This window comes from Mesobacillus subterraneus (genome assembly GCF_023715485.1).
In the GTDB taxonomy this organism is placed as follows: domain Bacteria; phylum Bacillota; class Bacilli; order Bacillales; family Cytobacillaceae; genus Mesobacillus; species Mesobacillus subterraneus_B.
Genome location: NZ_JAMBOF010000004.1, coordinates 40,604 through 62,468, shown reverse-complemented (window position 1 = coordinate 62,468; position 21,865 = coordinate 40,604). Strand labels below are relative to the sequence as shown.

Below are 21,865 nucleotides of genomic sequence, written 5' to 3'. Positions count from 1 at the left end.
GGCTAAAAGCTCAATAGTCATCGAACATACCATTTCTTCTGCCTGCAAGCAGAGAAGTAAAGGATTCAAAACTGGTTCCCGGTTGCTCACTCGAACATTATAATAGGGAAACATTTAAAAAAATTCCGGATAACAATAAATTCCGAGGTCGAAAGGTAAAAAGATAATTTTTGCTTGAGTCAATTAACCGAATGAACAATACAGGGGGAATCATACAATATAATTATGGCAAAGCAGGAGGGGAAAGCTGTGTATAATATACTTTTGTTTACAGATTCAGGAGTTGATGACTCACTGGCGCTGATGTATGCACTATTGCATCCACAGTTAAATGTAGTGGGTGTTGTAACGGGCTACGGAAATATAACCAAAAAACAGGCAATCAACAATACAGCCTATTTACTTAAACTTGCTGGCAGAGAAGATATTCCGATCATTGCCGGTTCTACTGGGCCGCTGTCTGGTGAACTTGCTACTTTTTATCCCGAAATTCATGGTCCTGAAGGGCTTGGACCAATTAGGCCTCCTGAGGATTTAGGGGAAGTTGAAGTTTACGATATAAACAAAATACTTGAGATTGTAAAAGAGTACCCAAACAATTTGGTTATCGTTGGGGTAGGAAGGCAAACAGATCTTGCTATTCCATTCATTTTATATGGGCAGGAAGCTTTTGAAACGGTTAACGCAGTTTATATCATGGGAGGAGCATTTCTTGTTCCTGGTAACGTTACGGCCGAAGCTGAGGCAAACTTCCACGCCGATCCAATTGCTGCAAATCAGGTGCTCGAAAAGGCAAGGAATGTATTTTTGCATCCACTGAATATAACCAATAAAGCTATTATCCCTCCAGCAGTAATCGACTATCTTGCCGAAAACAGCCAATCGCCCTTTAAGGATCTCATTAAACCAGTATACGATTACTACTTTGAAGCTTATAAGAAGAATGTGCCAGGCATTCAGGGTGCACCGCTTCATGATGTTATAACATTAAGTGCACTTGTAAATAAAAACCTTGTAAAATACCTGCCAAGACGCGTAAGTGTCGAACTTTTTGGTGGGGCTAGGGGGAAGAGCATAGCTGATTTCCGCCCTAAACCGGATCCTGAACCGGAGAAGACACTGGACTGGATCGGGATGGAAGCAGACATACCTGCTTTTATCGAAGACTTTACACTTGTATTCATGAATAGCACAAAAGCTAAAGATTGAAAAAATGACTCCCTGTATATAAATGTAGGGAGTCATGAAGAATATTACGAGATGCATATATAGCTTACGAGTGTAAAATCATGCAGACCTTCAGTTTAGTTCTATTAGGAAACCAACTCTACACCTTTATTAGTCTAGGTGAATATTATAGAAAATAAAAAAGATGCTGATATATGTCCATCGAATGTATTAATTAATAGTAAAAATAGCCTTAAGATTACTTTACGAACCTATAAACCGTATTTATAAATATGGAGGGAGTTCATGAACAACAACCAAAGGTCTTACATTGTCGCAGATGGAGCGAAGAATAGCGGGAATAAATCGAACTCAAATACAACCTTAGGTAATTTTGAAATTAAGCCACCTAACAATACTGGAACAATCCTGGGCATAATTGGCGGAGTATTGACTACTGTGGGTGACGCTTTGGCAACTATTGGAGCAATTATTCAGCTAAACACAGATGTTTCTGTCGACCTTCAATCACAAGTGGATGATTTTAAATCAGATCAAGAGAAGGACATAATGCGGGAAGAAATTGATGATCTTCAGGAAAAGGTGAAACAGCTTGAAAAATTAATTAAGAGTAACCAATATTAAGAGGTTACTCTTAATTAATTTATCTTTGCGAGTTTATGTCATTAATTAAGGGAAGATGATAATCCTGATAAAAAATCTTTTTTATAGTTTACATAACATAAATTCTAGGAAGTTGTATGCGAGGAATTAAATCTCATCTCAATGGCTAAGTATACTTAAATTAGTGAGACGAAACAAAAAATTATAAGTCTGATATTGTTTCTATTTTCTACAATTTAATTTTTAATTAAAATATTATTTTCTCATTTCTATGGGATCATGATTGGTTTCTTGTTTCATTACAACGATCAGCAATTTAAATCCTTTATGAAATTTTGTTAGTACTGCTATTAAACTTGATTAAGTTCTGAAAATTCATCTAATATTCATAGCAATAAAATCGGATCCATTGCTTTAAGTTCTGATATTATGTTCTGAATTAGTTTACATAATATTATTATGTATATATCCTTTTGTTTATTAGCCTCTACCTTCCCTTCGAATTCCAGGTACATAAGAAAACACAGGCTCAAACCTGTGTTTTTTGGGTTTTTAGTCTCTGGGCCAAGTTCAAATAGCTTCTTGGCGTTCCATAGTAAGCTACTTCACTGAATTCTGGGTAAATTGATGTGAATTGCACGTATATAGGCGCATCCAGCAGCCATGGATAATAAGTGTAGAAGCTTCTGTCTCCGTAGATGATACCGGTTAATGCTAAATCCAGTTCTTTTTTGAAGATCATATAACGAATCCGGGACATATTTTTATCATATTCACCGTTACTGATATACACCTTGGCGTACAGCAAGTATTCACCATTTACGGTTATCCAGTCAGCCAAAACCTCATCGCGCATTGTGTAATTGATGGCTTGATAATCATATATTTTGCCGATGCTTAAAAACAACTCACCGGTAGTATCTGAATGAGTTAGAGTATACTTTCTGCAGTCTACAGGTTCGAAAGAAGTTGCAGGCGGAATGTATTTGACATTTAACTTTTCAGGCTTGAATTTGCTCATAGTAAAAGGCTCCTTCCAAAAAAGAATCCCTTGGTCTTTCCATAGCTTATGCCAGCTGCGCCCAATACGTTACAAACGCCTAACTATTGAGAATCTAAACTTTTGACCCTTGTATTGACCAAATTCCACTTGTCATTCTCATAAAACCAGGTGGATTCAACTAAAGCGATTCCATCTGCATTGTATGCTCCATTTATTCGCTGGCTGCCAGTTAATCCGTATAGGTTGTCTTTTATTATAATCGGTTTAAGTGTCCCGTATGGCAGTACCATCAGCTCAGTCGGTTCATTTAATTTACCATCCTGGTAAAGGCCCAGCCGTTCGTAATCCTCTTTCCGGTCGCTTAGGTCAAAGCTATAGGATTGGCCAGTTTCTTCAATTGTCATAGACGCTTTGTAGCCATCTTCGAATTGGGATCTGATTGCTAAAGGATCTGGCACTGTTAAGTCTTTTACGACATTATCCTTCAACGTGTATAAGTAAAAATTGGACAGGCCGCCGCTTCCTCCTGTAGGGACGCTGATAAAGATATCTTTTACTCCATCATGGTTTAAATCCCTATAAGTTGTGACTGGATCGTAGCCGCCTTCCAGCTCGATTTTATAGGTCTCGCCGTTTGAGGCCTTGATTTTAAGAAAAATACTCTTAAGAAATTGTGCACCTTCTTCAAAAGGCACACCCTTAACATAGATCAAATCTTTCTTGCCATCACCAGTTACATCCACTTTTTCTTCTGAAATGGTTGCTGTCTTCTCATGTGATTCACCTGCATACACGCCTGTCAGGGCGGTTAATGACATAAAAAAGAAAGCAGTAAAAGTCATCAATAGCTCCTTCTTCATATGCATCCCTCCAAATTGTATATAGTTAAGATGTCCATTTTTGGAAAAAAGATGCATAAAAACCCTCTGACACAAATCAGAGGGTTTTAATATTAAATCTTATCTTTTGATTCTGCTGTTTTCCTAGCTTCCCACGATTCTATACCTGAGAGACCTGGGATTGAATCAGAGTAAAATACAGGATCTTTCCCTTGTTTACGCTGGTCACGATAATCCTTCAATGCAGCCATTGCAATTTTGGTAAGCATTGTGATCGCAACTAGATTTATTAATGCCATAATGCCCATGAATAAATCTGCTAAGTTCCAGACAACTGCTAAATCTACCACGGAGCCGAATAATACCATTACGATAACGGCAATTCGATAAAGAAGAAGCGCTGTAGGACTTTCTTTGATAAATTCAATGTTAGTTTCACCATAATAATAGTTCCCAATAATTGAAGTGAATGCAAAAAGGAAAATCGCGCCTCCAACAAATGCTGGTGCCCATGAGCCTACGTGTACAGTTAGAGCAGCCTGTGTTAACTGGATACCATCCAGGTCTGCGTTAGTATAAGCTCCCGATAATATAATGATGAATGCAGTAGCTGTACAGATAAGGATTGTGTCCGTGAATACCCCTAGAGTCTGAATCAAACCTTGTTTGACAGGATGAGTTACAGCAGCCGTCGCCGCAGCGTTTGGTGCACTGCCCATCCCTGCTTCATTGGAGAACAGCCCTCGCTTGATTCCCATCATAACAGCGGCACCCATTCCGCCACCTGCAACCTCCTGTAGCCCGAACGCATTTTTAAAGATCAAGGAAAGCATCGCCGGGATTTCGGTCAAGTTTGTTAAAACAATGAAAGTCGCAAGGATTAAATAAAGAACAGCCATGATTGGGACAATGATTTGAGAAACATGAGCGATCCTTTTAATCCCTCCAAATATTATCACAGCGGTTAATGCCGTAAGAATTAAACCCATCCACAACCGATCAACACCAAATGCTTCAAAAGCCAGGGAAATCGTATTGGATTGAACGGAGCTAAAGACTAAACCAAAGGTAAACACAATAATCACTGCAAACAAAATTCCCAGCCAGCGTTTGTTCAGTCCGCGTTCCATATAGTAAGCTGGACCGCCTCGATATTCATCCTTATCCTTAACTTTGTAAATTTGCGCAAGAGTACTTTCAATGAAACTGGAAGCAGCACCAATAAGTGCAATCACCCACATCCAAAAAACTGCACCAGGTCCACCGGCTGAAATTGCGGTTGCAACACCAGCCAGGTTTCCGGTTCCTACACGTGAAGCAAGGCTGACAGTGAATGCCTGGAACGAAGACCGTCCTCTTTTGCCTTCTGATGATACAGTCGCTGGATCCTTTAGAACCCTGATCATTTCAGGAAGATACTTGAATTGAACAAATCTGGTTTTAAAAGTGAAATATGTACCTAATGCAACAAGAACAGCTATTAAGATATAACCCCACATAAAATTGTTTAATTCTGATATTAAGTTATTAAAAAACTCCATAAAAAACTCCTTTACATAAAATTTCATTAACACAAAGCTTTTTTAATATAGTTACCAATGTACCAAATATGCAAAAACATCACAATGGTACTAAACTTCCAAACCAGTTTAGTCATTAAAACTGGTCAGTAAGTCACCTCTATATTTACCCTTTTAATGGATGAAAAAACAAAAAAACACAGGATTTACCCTGTGTTTTAAAAGTTATTCTCTGTCTGTTTCTTTTTCATTTTCATTTTTCCAGAGTTTTGCAAGCTTTCCTGTTTCACTTTCATCAACCAGGAATGAACCGTTTGTGTATCGGTCATTGAATCGAAGTTCTGATGCTCTCACTGTAACGACGTGCTGTTTTTCTGTCTGGAAGAAAATCTCATCCTGTTCACTGACAGCTTCTACACCCATGATGCGGTGAGGATTCGATTTCAATTCTCTCAACATGACGACTCCACGTTTTGCACGGGAGCTTTTTTCAAATTCAGAAAGTTTCATCTTTTTCACGGCACCACGTTGTGTAGCAATCACGATTGACTGCTTAAGATCCTGGTCGATGATTTTGCCGCCAACGAGGTAATCGCCATCCTTGAGATTCATGCCTTTCACACCAGCAGCCCTGATTCCGATCGTGCTAATTTCCTCTTCACTGAACCAAAGGCCATATCCAAGATGTGATGAAAGGAAAAGATCCTTGGTTCCATCAGTCATATGCACATCGATCACACGGTCATCACCTTTGACATTGATGGCTGTTAAAGGCTTAGAATAACGCTGAGCTTTATATAGACTTAATTCTGATTTCTTGACCATCCCATTCTTTGTCACAAATAGCAGGAACAGGTTTTGATCAAAGTCAGTGATTGGCATCGTTTTAATGATTTCTTCATCCCTGTCAATCGGGACAAGGTTTCCAACGTGCTGGCCAAGATCCTTCCAGCGGATATCAGGCAACTCATGAACCGGCAGATACAGGTAGCTTCCCTTGTTTGTGAATAACAACAGAACATCCTTTGTGTTCATGTTAAGCTGGGACAATAGCCTGTCTGTGTCTTTCATCGCAAAATCCTGGCCATTGGAAGCTGCGTAAGAACGCTGGCTTGTGCGTTTCACATAGCCGTCCTTCGTCACCGTAACTATGACATCCTCACTAGCGATCAAGACCTCAAGATTGATTTTGATCTCCTCAATCTCTGCCTCGATTTTTGTGCGGCGATCATCGGAGAAACGCTTCTTGACATCCTTTAATTCTTTCTTGATGACAGCTAAAAGCTTTTTCTCGCTGCCGAGAATTGCGGAAAGTTCTTCCACCTTCTTGGCGAGCTCTTCTGCTTCCGCCTGCAATGCAGTAATATCAGTATTTGTCAAACGATATAGCTGCAAGGAAACAATAGCTTCAGCCTGGGTTTCGGAAAAAGCAAAATTCTTTATCAAATTATCCTTTGCATCCCGTTTATCTTTAGAGGCACGGATTGTCGCAATAACTTCATCAAGGATGGACAGTGCCTTCATTAAGCCTTCAACAATATGCTGACGTTCTTTTGCTTTTTGCAAATCGTATTGTGAACGTTTGGTCACGACATCCTTCTGATGGTCGATATACGCATCAAGAAGCTCGGCGAGCCCCATCAAGACAGGTCTTTTCTTGTTAATCGCAACCATATTGAAATTATAAGTAATCTGAAGATCGCTATTTTTATACAGATAGTGCAGCACACCATTTGCGTCAGCATCTTTTTTCAGTTCGATGACGACGCGTAGGCCTGTTCGGTCTGTTTCATCTCGGACCTCTGAAATGCCTTCCACTTTACGGTCCAGTCGGAATTCGTCGATTCTCTTGACGAGGTTGGCCTTGTTGATTTCATACGGGATTTCAGTGATGACAATTTGCTGCTTGCCGCCCCGGACTTCTTCGATCTCAGCCTTTCCGCGAACGATGATTTTGCCTTTGCCTGTCTGATATGCTTTTTTGATGCCTTCTACACCTTGAATGATTCCGCCAGTTGGGAAATCTGGGCCTTTAATCACCTGCATAAGATCATCGATTGTGCATCCGGGGTTATCCATCCTCATGATTACCCCATCGATAACCTCAAATAAGTTATGAGGCGGGATATCAGTTGCATAACCTGCTGAGATACCTGTTGACCCATTAACTAGCAGGTTCGGGAACATCGCTGGCAGCACTGTAGGTTCACTTGAAGTATCGTCGAAGTTCGGAATGAATTCGACCGTGCGTTTTTCAATGTCTCTTAATAACTCTCCGGCGATCGCGGATAATCTTGCTTCTGTATAACGCATTGCTGCTGGAGGATCGCCATCAATACTTCCGTTATTACCATGCATATCAATAAGGTAATTTCGCACTTTCCAATCCTGGCTCATCCGCACCATCGCATCGTATACGGAGGTATCTCCATGTGGATGATAGTTACCGATGACGTTTCCGACTGTCTTTGCTGACTTCCGGAAACCCTTTTCGCTCGTGTTGCCTTCTACATGCATTGCATACAAAATTCTGCGCTGTACAGGCTTTAGTCCATCCCTGGCGTCAGGAAGAGCACGCTCCTGGATTATATATTTACTGTAACGGCCAAATCGGTCGCCTATAACATCTTCTAAAGGGAGGTCACGGAATTTCTCAACTGAACTCATTCGCCAGCAACCTCCTCTGTAACTGAAATGTTTTCATTCTCAAGAATATTTCCGTCTTCTTCAAGCCCGAATGCGACATTGGATTCAATCCACTTTCGCCTTGGTTCAACTTTGTCGCCCATAAGGGTTGTAACTCTTCGCTCAGCTCTGGCTGCATCATCGATACGGACACGGATAAGTGTTCTTGTTTCAGGATCCATTGTCGTTTCCCAAAGCTGGTCGGCGTTCATTTCACCGAGACCTTTATAGCGCTGGATCATATAGCCTTTTCCAACCTTTTTCATCGCGCCTTTTAACTCATCATCGCTCCATGCGTACTCAATGACTTCTTTCTTGCCAGTACCCTTGCTTACCTTGTATAGCGGCGGAAGAGCAATAAAGACCTTCCCAGCCTCAATAAGCGGCTTCATGTAACGGTAAAAGAAGGTCAACAACAGTACCTGGATATGGGCTCCGTCCGTATCAGCATCTGTCATGATGATGATTTTGTCGTAATTGATATCATCTACATTGAAGTCAGAACCTACACCTGCGCCAATCGCATGAATAATTGTATTGATCTCTTCATTTTTGAAAATGTCTTGCAGCTTTGCCTTCTCAGTATTGATTACTTTACCGCGCAGCGGAAGGACCGCCTGGAATTTTCTGTCCCGGCCCTGTTTAGCCGAACCGCCAGCAGAGTCACCCTCTACAAGGTAAAGTTCATTTTTAGCTGGGTTTTTAGACTGTGCGGGTGTCAGCTTTCCGGATAGCATCGCGTCTGAACGCTTTTTTTTCTTTCCGCTCCGTGCGTCCTCGCGTGCCTTACGGGCAGCTTCTCGTGCTTGAAAAGCCTTGATAGACTTGCGGATGAGCAAGGTGCTGATATCAGGGTTTTCCTCAAGGAAATAAGAAAGGTGCTCGGAAACCACAGAGTCAACCGCTGATCTGGCTTCGCTCGTGCCAAGCTTTCCTTTTGTCTGGCCTTCAAACTGGAGGAGCTCTTCAGGTATACGGACTGAAACGATTCCGGCCAATCCTTCACGGATATCCGCGCCTTCAAGATTCTTGTCTTTTTCCTTCAATAGCCCGACTTTGCGTGCGTATTCGTTGAATACCCTGGTCATGGCAGTTCTTGCTCCTGCCTCGTGAGTACCGCCATCCTTCGTACGGACATTGTTAACGAAGGAAAGGACATTCTCGGAGTATCCATCGTTAAACTGGAACGCAAACTCCACCTCAATCTTGCTGAATTCGCCTTCAAAGCTGACGACAGGATTCATGACTTCTTTATCCTCATTCAAGTATTCAACAAAAGCTTGTATACCTGTTTCGTAATGGAATACATCCTTCGCATCATGCCGTTCGTCAATTATTTCAATTTTTAATCCCTTTAATAAGAATGCGGATTCGCGCAGGCGCTCGCACAGGGTGTCATAGTTATATGTCAATGTCGAAAAGATTTCAGGATCTGGCTTGAAATGGATTGTCGTTCCAGTCTGGTTCGTTTTCCCAATCTTCTCAAGTGTTGTAACAGGCTTTCCGCCATTTTCAAAACGCTGCTCGTATACAAAACCATCCCTTTTGATGGTAACAACAAGCCATTCGGACAGAGCATTTACAACAGAAGCACCGACACCATGCAATCCACCGCTCGTTTTATAACCGCCTTGTCCAAATTTTCCGCCTGCGTGCAAAATGGTCAGGATGACTTCTGGAGTTGGTTTCCCAAGCTTATGCATCCCAGTGGGCATACCACGCCCTTTATCCTGGACGCTGATTGAATTATCCTTGTGTATTTTTACAATGATCTGGTTTCCAAAGCCGCCAAGCGCTTCGTCAACCGAGTTATCAACTATTTCATAAACGAGGTGGTGCAGTCCTCGTGTATCTGTGCTGCCAATGTACATACCTGGTCTTTTGCGGACGGCTTCCAGACCTTCTAAAACCTGTATGGCATCATCATTGTAATCAAAAGCTTGCTGATTTGTTGCCACAAACATACCCCTTTCATTTCCTGCAAACAACATTGACGGTTTTTATGTATAGTGTCAATGAATTCTTTAAGTATTCGTCTTTTTAGATTAAGCTGTTTAAACTTGCCTGATGATTACTATTCCAGTCAATAAGTTCCTAATCTATAATGGCTTTTAACACAGCTTAAATAAAAGGAATTTTTGCTGAAACGGCTTTTAAACTTCACGGAACATTTGTTCTCTTGTTTATTTTACCATAAGAATGGCGTCTATGCTTAATTGTAGCGATTTATTAGGATTTGGCAAACGGATTTAAAGAATTAAATAGAAATTTGTCATAAAAAATCGTTAAAATGGACACTTGTATCTTTATTTTAACATCCATTTTGCCTAATAGTTGAATAGTAGTTCTCCTCTAAATTTTTTAATTTGGGCTCTTTTCCTAAACTTTGTGGATTCTAAAAAATCTATACGATAGCTTCTATTTTTAATAATCCCTAAAATCCCAGCGTTTTCCGCCATTAAAATTAGTGACTGTACTGCATCATAAGTACAAATTAATCTTTTTACGGAGGGCTTTTGATATGAAAAGCACGAAGGTGTTCATACTTGGAGCTTCATTAATCCTGCTTCTGGCCCTGACAGCCGGAGGAGTTTTTAGGCGAGATCCTGTTGATGATAATGGTAACATAGCTGAAGCGCAATCTGACGGGCAGCAAATAGTATTGAAGCCAAATAATAGAAATCTTCATATGGCTGAAGTCAATAATGTTCACCTGGGTGAAAGTATAAAAAAACAGCTGGATTCACAGCAAGAGATTACCCTGATTTACCATAACAAAAAAGATACAAGCCACTACTATGACCATGAGGCTACAGTTGATTTTGTTAACGAACCAAGTGCGGAAGAGCTCGACCAGATTACAAGTGATATTAAAGGCTGGGTAATTAAGCACCTTGATTCAATCTATATTTTCAGATCGACATTCATGGAAACCCCCGAGATGATCAATTATTTTAATAAAAGAACCAATATCGAATATGCAGAACCTAATTTTATCTTAATGCAAAACCAAGTAAACAAACCTAATGATCTGCTTTACCAGGAGAACTATCAGTGGAACTTGCCGGTGATTGGAACTGAACAAGGATGGGATATTACCCGAGGAAATGCTGAAGTTGAGATTGCAATCGTTGATACTGGTGTAGACCTTGACCATCCTGATTTAAAAAACAGAATCGTAAAAGGCTATAATGTCATCAACGAAAAAGCCGAACCGGATGATGACAATGGCCACGGGACCCATGTAGCAGGAATAATCGCTTCTGAGACGAATAATAACGAAGGGATCGCCGGCATGACCTGGTATAGCAAAATCATGCCTGTAAAAGCGATGGGAGCAAAAGGGTACGGAACTACATTCGATATCGCCAGGGGAATTGTTTGGGCAGTCGATCATGGAGCGGATGTAATCAATTTAAGTCTTGGCAATTACCAGCCATCAAAAGTTCTTGGAGAAGCGGTAAGGTACGCCTACTCTAAAAATGTTGTTATGGTTTCCGCGGCTGGCAATGATGGTTCGAACCAGCCTACCTACCCGTCAGCTTATCCTGAAGTATTAAGCGTTGCAGCAGTAGATTATGACGGAAAAAGAGCGAGCTTTTCTAACTATGGAGACTATATTGACATAGCTGCCCCCGGAGTATATATTCCAAGCACCTATTTCAATAAACAATATGCTGCCCTATCTGGAACGTCTATGGCCGCTCCTCATGTTGCAGGCCTTGCAGCTTTGATTAAGTCTGCTAATCCGGATTTAAAAAACACACAAGTCATCAATATCATTAAAAAATCAGCAATCGACCTTGGCGAACAAGGGAAAGACAATGATTACGGCAATGGTCTGATCGATGTGAACTCAGCTCTGCAGGAAGCAAACCATGAGGTTTTAAAATTCGATAAAAGGAATAAAAGATTATTTAACTGGCATAGGTGAATGGAAAATAAAGGAAAATACGCGAAAAATAGACAGGTTAATTAGAAGCAGCCGCCAGTTTTAACTCTGGCGGCTGTTTCATCATTTGAATTCGTATAAGTCCTGCTCAACATCTTCAATTAGCGGACTGACCCTTCCCGGTGACAGTATATATAATTCATGCATTGCTCGTGTGCATGCGGTGTATAGTAATTTCCTTTCTTCTTCTCTCGTGTATTCTGAAGCATCATTGATAATCACAGCATCGAATTCGATGCCTTTGGCTAGATATGTGGGCACAACATTGACTCCACTTTCGAAGGTAAGCGTACCCTTTTCGATTAGCCTTGCGTCATGCTTTTGTTTTATCGAATTAAATGCTGCTTTGCTTTCTTTTGCTGTTTTACAAATGATCGCAATATTTTTGTGTCCTGCTTGCTGTATCTCAGCAATTAATTCATTGGTTTTGCCAGCATGTTTGCTCCTGTCATCGATTTTTAAGACGACTGGTTTTGGCCCTGTACGGTTAAATGGTTCAATTAAATCCCCACCTTCAATCAGTTGGCGGGTGAATTCAACGATTTGCCTTGTAGATCGGTAAGTTTTTGTTAACCTATAGGTTTCCTTGTCGCCAAAATCATGTTCAGTTTCTGCAAGGATTGTTGGTGCGCCAGTAGGTCCTGAATAGATGGCCTGGTTTATATCTCCGAGCAATGTCATTTTGCTGTAAGGGAACAGCATCTTGATATAGGCAAATTGAAATGGAGTATAGTCCTGTGCCTCATCAATGAATACATGGCGGATCGATGTGTTCGATTTCCTTCCCTCTATCAGATCCTGAAGGTATAAAAATGGTGTAGCGTCCTCATAAGCAATATACCTATTCTCTAAATTTCTGATTGTTTTAGAACAGGACTGATTCCAATTTTCTGGAATGAGAGCATCATTAGGCTGAGATACTTTGAAAAAATTGATATAAATGGCTCTAATATCAACAAATTTTAATTTTTTAACGGCAGTGAACAGCGGCTTAAATCGATTTTTTACAACCATTTCGGTTAGCCACCTTTGCTCCCGCTCATAATCATTGAAAGTGTCATCAGCCGCACCCTGCTTATGCTGGCTTTGTTTATAGGCTTCTAGGTAATCTTCTTTTTCGAGGAATTGAATCTCTTTTTCTACCCATTCCTGTGACTGCTCCGTTTTTGATTTCTTCCTTAGTTCCTTGATCAGCCATTCCCTCACTAGCTGGATCCTGTTGGGAATAGAAATGCTCTTGTCCAGTGAATCATAGTAAGCAGTAATATCCTTTTTAGATATGATGACCCGCTTCCTGAAGCTGATGTTTTTAAACGGGAGTGTTTCCTGTGATAATCTTCCAGTGTATTTGTCTAAAAGATATTTCATATCGAGGCTTGATTTGAACCGAATACTCTCAATCCTTGCATCGTATTCTGCATCTTTTTCAGCTTTTAACAAATATTCCATTTGTTCAAAAGCATCTTCTAGATCATAGTTCCCACCGAATCTAGATGCCAGATATTCCTGAAACGTGGCCTGCTGCATGTTTTCTTCCCCAAGCTCCGGAAGAACAGTGGCAACATAACTGTTGAATAATGGGTTTGGAGAAAAAAGCATGATGTTTTCTGATTTGATGATGTTCCTGTATCTATACAGCAGGTAAGCAACCCTTTGCATTGCAGCAGATGTCTTGCCGCTGCCTGCAACACCTTGGACGACTAACAGGCTGCTGGAATCGTTTCGAATAATTTGGTTCTGTTCCTTCTGGATTGTTGCAACAATTGTTTTCATCTGTGTGTCAGCATTATTGCCCAGTACCTCCTGGAGCATCTCATCCCCGATTGTGACGCCGGTCTCAAACATCGCCTTAATGTTGCCGCCTTTGATGACAAACTGGCGCTTTAGCTCCATGGTACCTTCAATGGTATCTGTTTCCGTTCGATATTCAGCTTGACCTGGGGAGGAGTCGTAGTACAGCCCTGAAATAGGTGCCCGCCAGTCATAGATGAGAAAATTCTCTTCCTTGTCATCCATGAGTGAGGCAATTCCCAGGTAAATTTTTTCTGTTTGTTCTTCTCCGTCTTCCTTAAAATCTACCCTGCCAAAATAGGGGGAAAATCTCAAGCGGGATAGAGTTTGCAGTTGCTTGATCATTTGGGACTGAGTTCGTTCACGTTCAGAAAGGAGGGCAGCCTGCTGTTTGATGCTAGTGAAGGTTTCGGCTACGTCATCTGCTTCGTCAAAGTTAACAGTTACGTCTTCCCAGAAAGTTTTTCTGATCTGGAGAGCATCAGAGCCGACGTCACTTGAACTTTCATTCCACTTTTCCGCTTTTTTATCGATTTCCTTAATGATGTCATCGACTCGGTTTTGTTCAATTACCAGCTCTTTCAGCTGTTTTTCTTCCATAAAAAAATCACTCCCCAAAATGGTACTCATTGTTGACAATCGCCTTTGATTATGATAATGTTATAGTAGACTTATTATGTCCTTATATAAACTATAGTTTTGGGCCAATCTCCATTTTACTATGTGCATATTTATAATACAAATACATTTTCACTAAAATCACCTTTTAAGGTGTTTTTTATTTTGTCTGAACCTATTTATATCATTTGAATATCGATGAAAAATAAAAGCCGCGATCCTGTATATACAGATCGCGGCTTTTTTTGGGTTATACCCTGCTTAGTTTGATTATTGAAGCTATATTGGCGGAAAGCCTTTCAACATATTCACTTGCATGTTCAAATGCTTCCGATAATGGTATGACTCCAGGTACGATACTGAATACTGCGTCAATACCATGCTCGTGGACAATGTCGCTGTCTTGCGCAACATTCCCTGCAATAGCAATTACTGAGACATTGTGCTTTTTGGCTGTTTTAGCGACACCAATCGGCGTTTTGCCAAATATCGTCTGTCCATCAATCTTCCCTTCACCAGTAATGACAAAATCTGCATCAGCAAGGTGTTCCTCCAGCATTGTCGCCTCCAGTACGATATCTACGCCTCTTTTTAACTCGGCTGACAAGAATGCCAGCAATCCGCCACCAAGGCCGCCAGCTGCACCCGCCCCTGAAAGGTGTTCAATATCCTTGCCAAGATCCCTGCGGATGATATCGGCAAAATGGTGAAGGTTATCGTCTAAGACCTTCACCATTTCTGGTGATGCTCCTTTTTGCGGCCCGAAAATGGCAGATGCCCCTTTTGGCCCTGTAAGCGGGTTATCAACATCACATGCCACTTCTATTTTTACCGAAGACAGACGTTGATCAGCGTGGGACATATCGATTGCAGCGATAGCTCCGAGTGCACTACCGCCTTCGCCTATTTCATTACCAGCTGCATCAAGCAGCTTAATGCCGAGTGATTTGGCCATGCCGGAACCGCCATCATTGGTAGCACTACCGCCGATTCCTATGATGATGTGTTCTACACCATGATCAAGGGCAGCAGCAATCAATTCACCTGTTCCTCTGGTGGTAGTAATTAAGGGATTCCTTTTTTCAGACGGGACAAGATGCAAGCCTGAAGCTGCAGCCATTTCAATGACTGCTGTCTTTTCATCTCCAGATATTCCGAAGAACGCTTTAACAGGTTCACCAAGCGGTCCTGTGACTTTTTTGGGAATGATTTGTCCGCCTGTTGCATCGACAAGTGATTGAACCGTGCCTTCTCCTCCATCTGCCATCGGAACTTTGACGAATTCTGCTTCTGGGAGCATTTTTTGCATGCCGTTCTCGATCGCTAGTGCTGCCTCCATTGCAGTGAGGCTTTCTTTGAAAGAATCAGGTGCTATAACTATTTTCATGGACTCGTTTCTCCTTTCGTTGATAATTCATTTAATTTCTGCTTATATGAACGGTCCGGATTTTTTTAATCCAGACCGTCAGGGAAAACGTTTAACCGAAGAACTTAAAGATACCAAAGATTAATGTAGAAATGACTGCAAGTGTTAAACCGACTGCTGTTTCATAAGGAATTAATTTTAAACGCTCTTTGATTTCCATATTTACACTTCCGCCTGTAGCGTGGAAGAAGCTTCCGTGCGGAAGATGGTCAAGCACTGTTGCGCCAGCGTGAACCATTGCGGCACCTGCCAGTGCTGTAACACCCATTTCAAGAATCGTTGAACCGAATACTTGAGAAGCAACCGCAGTACCTGCTGTTGTTGATGCGGTTGCAGCTGACATGAAGATTCCTGATACAGGAGCAAGAACAAATGCAGGAAGTCCTAATGCCTCTAAGCTGTTAATAAGTACATCCTTCAGACCTGAGTTAGCGATGATTCCTGCAAGTGTTCCTGTTCCAAGAAGCATGATAGCTACTCCAGACATTTTCCCAAGTCCCGATACTGCATAGTCGTTGATCTGTTTGATACGTCCCATGGCCAGTGCTCCGGCAATACCACCTGCTGGCAATGCGATCATTGGGTCGATATTAATATCAAATAATGGACGAAGAGCAAGAAGAATAATCGTCACTAATGGTGCAACGATGGCCGGTAAAATTAGCGGAAGCTTGCCGTTAATTTTCGTTTCACTTTCCTGGGCCGTAACGTTTGATCCTTTTTTAACGAGCTTTTTAGCTAAAATATAGGTTACTGCAAGTCCAAAAATGGCTGGAATGATTCCAGCAGCCATAACCGAAGTCAAAGGGATTTGAAATGCATCTGCAGCAGCGATAGCATTTGGATTTGGTGACATAATATTGCCAGCCTTGCCGCCGCCAATCATCGCAAACAAGATGGCTGTCTTTGAAATTCCAGCTCTGTTTGCGATTGCCAATGCAATTGGTGCTACAGTGATAACAGCTACATCAATGAAGACACCAACCATAGTAAGGATCATCGTCGCGATTGCCAATGCGAGCAAGGCACGTGTCTCACCTACTTTTTTGACGATCGTTTCTGCGATAACAGCTGCTGCACCTGATTCAATCAGCACACCCGCTAGCACACCTGCAGCCAGGATCCTCAATACTGCTGGAATAATGCCTTTTGCACCTTCCATCATCAAAGTCACTGTATTTGTGACATCCACTCCACCAGCTAATCCGCCAATGAGAGCCCCTGCGATCATACCGTAAGCTGGAGACACCTTTTTTAAAATGAGAAAAATTGCAACTACAAGTGCTACTAAGGCACCGAAAGCGCTTACTTGAATATCCACGGTTATTCCTCCTTCGAACAATTTGTACCTCAATTGTAAGCGCTATCGCAATGGGTTTCATTATTCAAATCATCAAAAAAAGACCTGTAATAGTACAGGTCTTTTGTGCATATGCACAATGACATTCTGCCTGCTACCTTTTAAAACCGGCAATCTGAGAGATAACATCGTTTAAATAAGACAAATAGAGATGGAGCAAGTCGGTCATTTTTCGCGGATCTTTTCCTGTGATTTCGGCGATTTTATCCAGGCGATAGCGAAGAGTATTCCGGTGGATGTAAAGATTTTGAGCCGCGCCGTTCATGTCTCCATTTGTTGTAATGATCGCTTTTAACGTTTCGGTAAGCTCTCCTTTTGGGTCCTTATGACTCAGAACGAGATAATAGGGTGGTAATCCTTCTGTTAAACCGGATTCTAAGGCAGTCATCAGGAAAACAGGCAGATAATAATCCTCATAAATGAAAATCTGATTTTCAGGCGCTAACTTCACTCCAGCTTTTAGTGTATTTGCAGCCTCTTGGTAAGACTTTGCGAGTCCTGAGAGACCTTCATGATATTGGCCGATCGCGATTTTAACATTCATATTTACGGTCTTTTTTATACCGTTAACCCAACCTTCTGCAGTTTTCAAAAGGTAATTTGAAATCAAGGGGTCTTTACCCGTCGCATTGACCTTTTTTAAAATGACAATCCGGTCATGCTGCATTAATAAGAGATCCTCCTTTTCAAGTCGGTTTTTTAAATAAGAAAATGATTTCTTACGGTCAGTTGTCAAGAGAACAATCGCAACCCTTGGCAATTCAAGGTCGATTCCGAGGCGCAGCGATCTTTCCAGGAAAAGAGGATCAAGCTTACCCTCATAATGAATAATTTGGCTGACGAGCTCTTCCTTGAGCCTGTCGTCCCACTGGATTTCATTGATCAACACAGCCTGCTGGAGACTGAGCTCGGCAGCCATTCTGACGAGTTCCCCGTAACTTCTGATCTCATCAGGAGCCCCTGTGATTCCAATAACGCCAGCGATATTTCCATCAAATGTGATGGGAAGATTGATTCCTGCTCTTACGCCTTGAAGCTTTTCCGCCTCCTTTTCCGTGATTTCAAAACCTGATCCGCGCTCAATCACGATAACTGCCCCTTCATGGACATCATCAATGCGATTTTGGTCGCCCGATCCGATAATCACTCCGCGGTTATCCATTACGTTGATATTTCTGCCGATGATTCCCATCGTCCGATCAACAATCTCCTGGGCCAGCTGCTTGTTCAAAAACTCCATCGTAAACCCCATCCTTGCAAGACGTTATATATTTAACCATTATGGCTGATATTTGCTTTAAACAAGAGAAGCGTGAGAACGAAGTCCTCACGCCTTAAAATTATTTCGTCATTGCATGTTCAACTTTTATGCACCTGTCCATGATTACTGTATAGCCTTTTTCGTTAAGGAAATTATAGGCTTCTTCGTTTTCAAGGCCGAGCTGTGCCCAAAAGACGTCAGCGTCAATTTCCGCGAATTCCTTTGCCACTTCCATAAGAAATTCAGAGCGGCGAAAGACATTGACAATATCTATGTGTCCTTCAATCTCTTTTAAAGACTTAACTGCTTTTACACCTAGCACTTCATCAGCAGCCGGGTTGACCGGGATGATATCATAGCCTGCAGCCTGCATCGCCTGTGAAACCATGTAAGATGTACGCTCGGGATTATCACTCAAACCAACCACAGCTATCTTTCTTGCCTTTTTTAAGATTTTGCCGATTTCTTCACGACTGGGATTCTCAATTGCCATTGTCACTCACTCCTTTGAATATAATATCTCCATTTAATTGTAACCTTAGGCTGTTACATGAGTCACACAATAATACTTAATGATTCAGCTATCATTGCAGAATGATGATATTGTCATCTTTTTTCTGTAATCTTCTGTCTCATTTTTGCTTGTGTAAGTTGGTCTGTTAAGACTGCAATCAAAGTACCGAGGATCAAGCCATTATTAAGAATGGAAATAAGTGCAGGTGAAATGCCGGTGAATGCTTCTCCAGGAACGAACATTGCACCTACTCCAGCTAGCAGTGAGATTCCGATGACTATTCTTGTCCTGTTTTTTTCAGGCTCACGATCAAATTCGGAAAAAGCAATCCCAATCATATTGGCAAAAATGACAAAAGTAACTGAATACCCTACTGGCGCTGGGAGCGAAGCGAAAAAAGACATGACCCCAGGGAGCAGGCTTGTGAAAATGATCAACAGTGAGCTGATGATGAACGGAAGCAATCTCGTGATCCCGGTCGTGGCGATGAAACCTGCCGCTCCTGAGATTGGAACAGATCCTATTGCAGAAAAAATACCTGCAAGAATCTGATTTATGCCAGCTGTAAAACCGCTCCCGCGATAGCGGAACTCACCTTCCACACTGCCCTTTTCTTTCAGAACCTGTCCAGTAACCCGGATGCTTGCTAGCATATTGGTAATCAAAAGGAATGTGATAAAAACAGAAGTAACCATCATTCCTGAGTCAAATATAGGTTTGCCAAATGAGAACAACTCAGGAAGAGCGAATGCGGGGCCTTGATAAGGATGAAATGCTTCTCCCAGATTAAATAATGAAAAAAGCATCCAGCCAGCTGCTAAACTCATAAGGATGGAATACTGGCGGACCCAGTTGATTCGGTGTCTTGATAGATAGAAAGTTATCAATACCATTAAGAAGCTGAAAAAGGCGATTGAAAGTTCCGCTTTACTTTTATCGCCGCTTAATCCCATCATGCCATTCAGAAAAGAACCGCTTAACTGGATTACAAGTAACAGCAAATAAATCCCGCTGACCACTGGGGTAAACAGCTGAGCCAGTTTTTCAATCAGCTTCAGCAAACTTAACAGCAAGAAAACAATACCGCTAATGACCATGGCTCCTTCAAGTGCCTGCAGGGTTTCAATTTTTGATGAAAACAATGCAGTGCTTAGCCCGGCATATATAGTGAATACACCCCACCAGAGGCCTGCTGGTCCCTCATTGATTGGCATTCTATGCCCAATCACAGCCTGGAGCAGGCTTGACAGGCCCAGCACGAACATTGTCCGCTGTACTAACCCTGTTGTTTCCGCCGGGCTCAATTGGTATAAATCCGCGATAGCAATCGGGGCAACGATTGAGCCAGCGATAATGAATGCCATCCACTGTATGGCAGAAAGGCCAATTCTCATCCTGAAAAACTCCATTTTTAATTATTTTTTTGCAACTGCTTTTTCGTAGGTGATGTTCAAAAACAAAGAGAGAATGATCAAGGGGAAAATTTTAAAATTAATTCTCTCTTTATATTAGTCATCAATTCTTCCCCCTTAATAACTATCGTACTGAATGAAATTGGAAATGAGAAGGATTTTTTGTTTAACTTGAAAACCAAAGAGCTCTTATAACTTAATCACATTGAAAAAGACTCCCTGTTTGGGAGCCTTGCTTCAATAACTTGTAAATCGAAGGATTTTTTGAATCCAGTAGATCATATACTTAAATGGAGTCATCTTGTCATCGATATCTTCATAATTAAGAGTGAATCTTCCTTCTTCATTATTCCAAAGTCTATTGAAATATTGATCAACATCTTTGACAACCGAGCTGTCGGAAGGTGCCGCTATCTTAATATTTGTTTCCAGATTTAAGTCATCGAGGTTCCGACTGGTAAAATTGGCCGAGCCTCCAAGAATCATTCCTTCATTGCCGCGGTCAAAGTAAATCATCTTTGTATGATATTGCTCCTCACCTGCATTGTACCATTTCATTTTTATATTTTCGCTGCCGAGCTTCTTGATTTCGGCTGTTACAGGGATGTTTGGCAGCCCTGATTTCTGATTGCCAAAGGCATTTTTATTTGGATCAAGAATGATATATATTTTGGCGCCTCGGTTGGCAGCTTTGTCGATTTCGTCGATTACATTCCGTTCCGCGAGATAGAACATGCCAATCCAGATTTTATCTCCTTTTTCGGTTTTCTGCAGTTCCTTGAGGAGATGCTCGAAAATCTTGCCTTCTGTCAGGACTTGTACCTGTATGGGTCCTGTTTCTTCTACAGGAGTATACTCAGGAAGTTTTCCTCCGCCTGAGAAATTGGACACTGCCTGCTCAGCTTCCAGAATGTCTCCAATGACATTTCCGCTTGTTTCGAAAGCTATGTTTGAGTGAAAACCGCTTGCATCATGCGGATTTGCAGATGCAACAATGGCTGTTTTTTCAGTCACAAAGACTTTACGATGGTTGGCTTTCAGGTTTAAAAGCTCGAGATATGAACGCAATGTTACATCAGGCGCGTTTTTTGCCATCGGATTTGGTATCCAGCCTTCTCCAGATTGGCCGAACCATTGGAAGAAAACCCGCCAAACTCCTGTATATATAGGATTTGAATCTCTTAGTGGATCGAGATTGGTGAAAATGACTTCGATTCCATTGTCTCTCAATTCTTTCAGCATGCCAGATTTATGTGATCCGTACGTAAGGTTTATTTCATCGGTAATGAACACTACTTTAAGGTCCTTGTGCTTCTTTTTTTGGGCAATGAGTTTTTCGCTTATCGTCCCGCTTATTTCAGGGTAGCCCATATCTTTTTTGTAATAATCATTAAATAAAAACATATCCAGAACTATGAATTCTTCGGCTTCCTCTATTCTTTTTAAGACCGTTTTAAATATTCTATGATCGAATTTTTTCTCACCATCATCTGCTGTATAGGTTAGATCATATAAAAAGCGGACATCCTTGACTTTATGGACATTACCTTCGTAGGACAAACCCTCTGGCAGGTCTTTGTGCGTATGATAATAGATAGTCGAACCGACGACCAATGCTAGGAAGAGCGCAATTAAAAACTTTTTATTTCTAAATAAATCCTTAGCCATCCTCATATGATCGGACCCCTTAGTT

15 protein-coding genes are annotated in these 21,865 nt (G+C 41.4%); 3 read left to right on the top strand and 12 right to left on the bottom strand.

The genetic code is table 11. From position 1 onward, the window contains the following. Nucleotides 1-249 precede the first annotated feature (249 nt). Together M3204_RS06935 and M3204_RS06930 are read left to right on the top strand one after the other, a co-directional pair. Nucleotides 250-1,209 carry a nucleoside hydrolase gene (locus M3204_RS06935; protein ID WP_251480108.1) on the top strand — a complete coding sequence of 320 codons (960 nt, stop codon included), beginning with the start codon at nt 250-252 and terminating at the stop codon, nt 1,207-1,209. A 264-nt stretch (nt 1,210-1,473) separates the two neighbouring features. Then, nucleotides 1,474-1,812 carry a hypothetical protein gene (locus M3204_RS06930; protein WP_251480105.1) on the top strand — a complete coding sequence of 113 codons (339 nt, stop codon included), beginning with the start codon at nt 1,474-1,476 and terminating at the stop codon, nt 1,810-1,812. A 508-nt stretch (nt 1,813-2,320) separates the two neighbouring features. Here the strand turns inward: M3204_RS06930 and M3204_RS06925 are convergent. The 5 genes from M3204_RS06925 to parE all read right to left on the bottom strand — a co-directional run bounded on the left by M3204_RS06925 (nt 2,321) and on the right by parE (nt 9,796). Further along, nucleotides 2,321-2,812 carry a staygreen family protein gene (locus M3204_RS06925; RefSeq protein WP_251480101.1) on the bottom strand — a complete coding sequence of 164 codons (492 nt, stop codon included), beginning with the start codon at nt 2,810-2,812 and terminating at the stop codon, nt 2,321-2,323. Nucleotides 2,813-2,895: 83 nt separating this feature from the next. Beyond that, nucleotides 2,896-3,654 (bottom strand): hypothetical protein, encoded by a 759-nt coding sequence (locus M3204_RS06920; RefSeq protein ID WP_251480098.1) that lies wholly within the window; start codon nt 3,652-3,654, stop codon nt 2,896-2,898. Between the two features lie 92 nt (nt 3,655-3,746). Beyond that, nucleotides 3,747-5,174 (bottom strand): alanine/glycine:cation symporter family protein, encoded by a 1,428-nt coding sequence (locus M3204_RS06915; protein ID WP_251480095.1) that lies wholly within the window; start codon nt 5,172-5,174, stop codon nt 3,747-3,749. Nucleotides 5,175-5,378: 204 nt separating this feature from the next. Next, the gene (gene parC / locus M3204_RS06910; protein WP_251480092.1) at nt 5,379-7,820 is read right to left on the bottom strand and encodes a DNA topoisomerase IV subunit A; all 2,442 of its coding nucleotides are present in this window, start codon (nt 7,818-7,820) and stop codon (nt 5,379-5,381) included. Further along, nucleotides 7,817-9,796: a DNA topoisomerase IV subunit B gene (gene parE / locus M3204_RS06905; protein WP_353056012.1), complete on the bottom strand. Its 1,980-nt coding sequence runs from the start codon at nt 9,794-9,796 to the stop codon at nt 7,817-7,819. Before parE ends, parC begins: the two co-directional genes overlap by 4 nt. 563 nt (nt 9,797-10,359) lie before the next feature. Between parE and M3204_RS06900 the strand changes: the two genes are divergently transcribed. Beyond that, on the top strand, nt 10,360-11,772 hold the full coding sequence (locus M3204_RS06900; RefSeq protein WP_251480086.1) for a S8 family peptidase: 1,413 nt from the start codon (nt 10,360-10,362) through the stop codon (nt 11,770-11,772). An 81-nt stretch (nt 11,773-11,853) separates the two neighbouring features. On the opposite strand, the gene helD is transcribed toward M3204_RS06900, so the two are convergent. From helD to M3204_RS06865, 7 genes are all read right to left on the bottom strand, one after another. Further along, nucleotides 11,854-14,181: an RNA polymerase recycling motor HelD gene (gene helD / locus M3204_RS06895; protein ID WP_251480084.1), complete on the bottom strand. Its 2,328-nt coding sequence runs from the start codon at nt 14,179-14,181 to the stop codon at nt 11,854-11,856. Nucleotides 14,182-14,449: 268 nt separating this feature from the next. After that, nucleotides 14,450-15,586 carry a glycerate kinase gene (locus tag M3204_RS06890; RefSeq protein ID WP_251480081.1) on the bottom strand — a complete coding sequence of 379 codons (1,137 nt, stop codon included), beginning with the start codon at nt 15,584-15,586 and terminating at the stop codon, nt 14,450-14,452. A gap of 91 nt (nt 15,587-15,677) precedes the next feature. After that, nucleotides 15,678-16,946, bottom strand: a complete 1,269-nt coding sequence (locus M3204_RS06885; RefSeq protein WP_251480078.1) for a GntP family permease — start codon at nt 16,944-16,946, stop codon at nt 15,678-15,680. Between the two features lie 133 nt (nt 16,947-17,079). After that, the gene (locus M3204_RS06880) at nt 17,080-18,225 is read right to left on the bottom strand and encodes a sugar diacid recognition domain-containing protein (protein WP_251480077.1); all 1,146 of its coding nucleotides are present in this window, start codon (nt 18,223-18,225) and stop codon (nt 17,080-17,082) included. Between the two features lie 100 nt (nt 18,226-18,325). Beyond that, on the bottom strand, nt 18,326-18,739 hold the full coding sequence (locus M3204_RS06875) for a CoA-binding protein (protein WP_251480073.1): 414 nt from the start codon (nt 18,737-18,739) through the stop codon (nt 18,326-18,328). Nucleotides 18,740-18,852: 113 nt separating this feature from the next. Next, nucleotides 18,853-20,154, bottom strand: coding sequence for a purine/pyrimidine permease (locus tag M3204_RS06870; RefSeq protein WP_251480070.1), 1,302 nt, complete (start codon nt 20,152-20,154; stop codon nt 18,853-18,855). 255 nt (nt 20,155-20,409) lie between these two features. Continuing rightward, entirely contained in the window at nt 20,410-21,846 is a 1,437-nt protein-coding gene (locus M3204_RS06865) for a phospholipase D family protein (RefSeq protein WP_251480067.1), read from the bottom strand. Between the last annotated feature and the right edge of the window lie 19 nt (nt 21,847-21,865).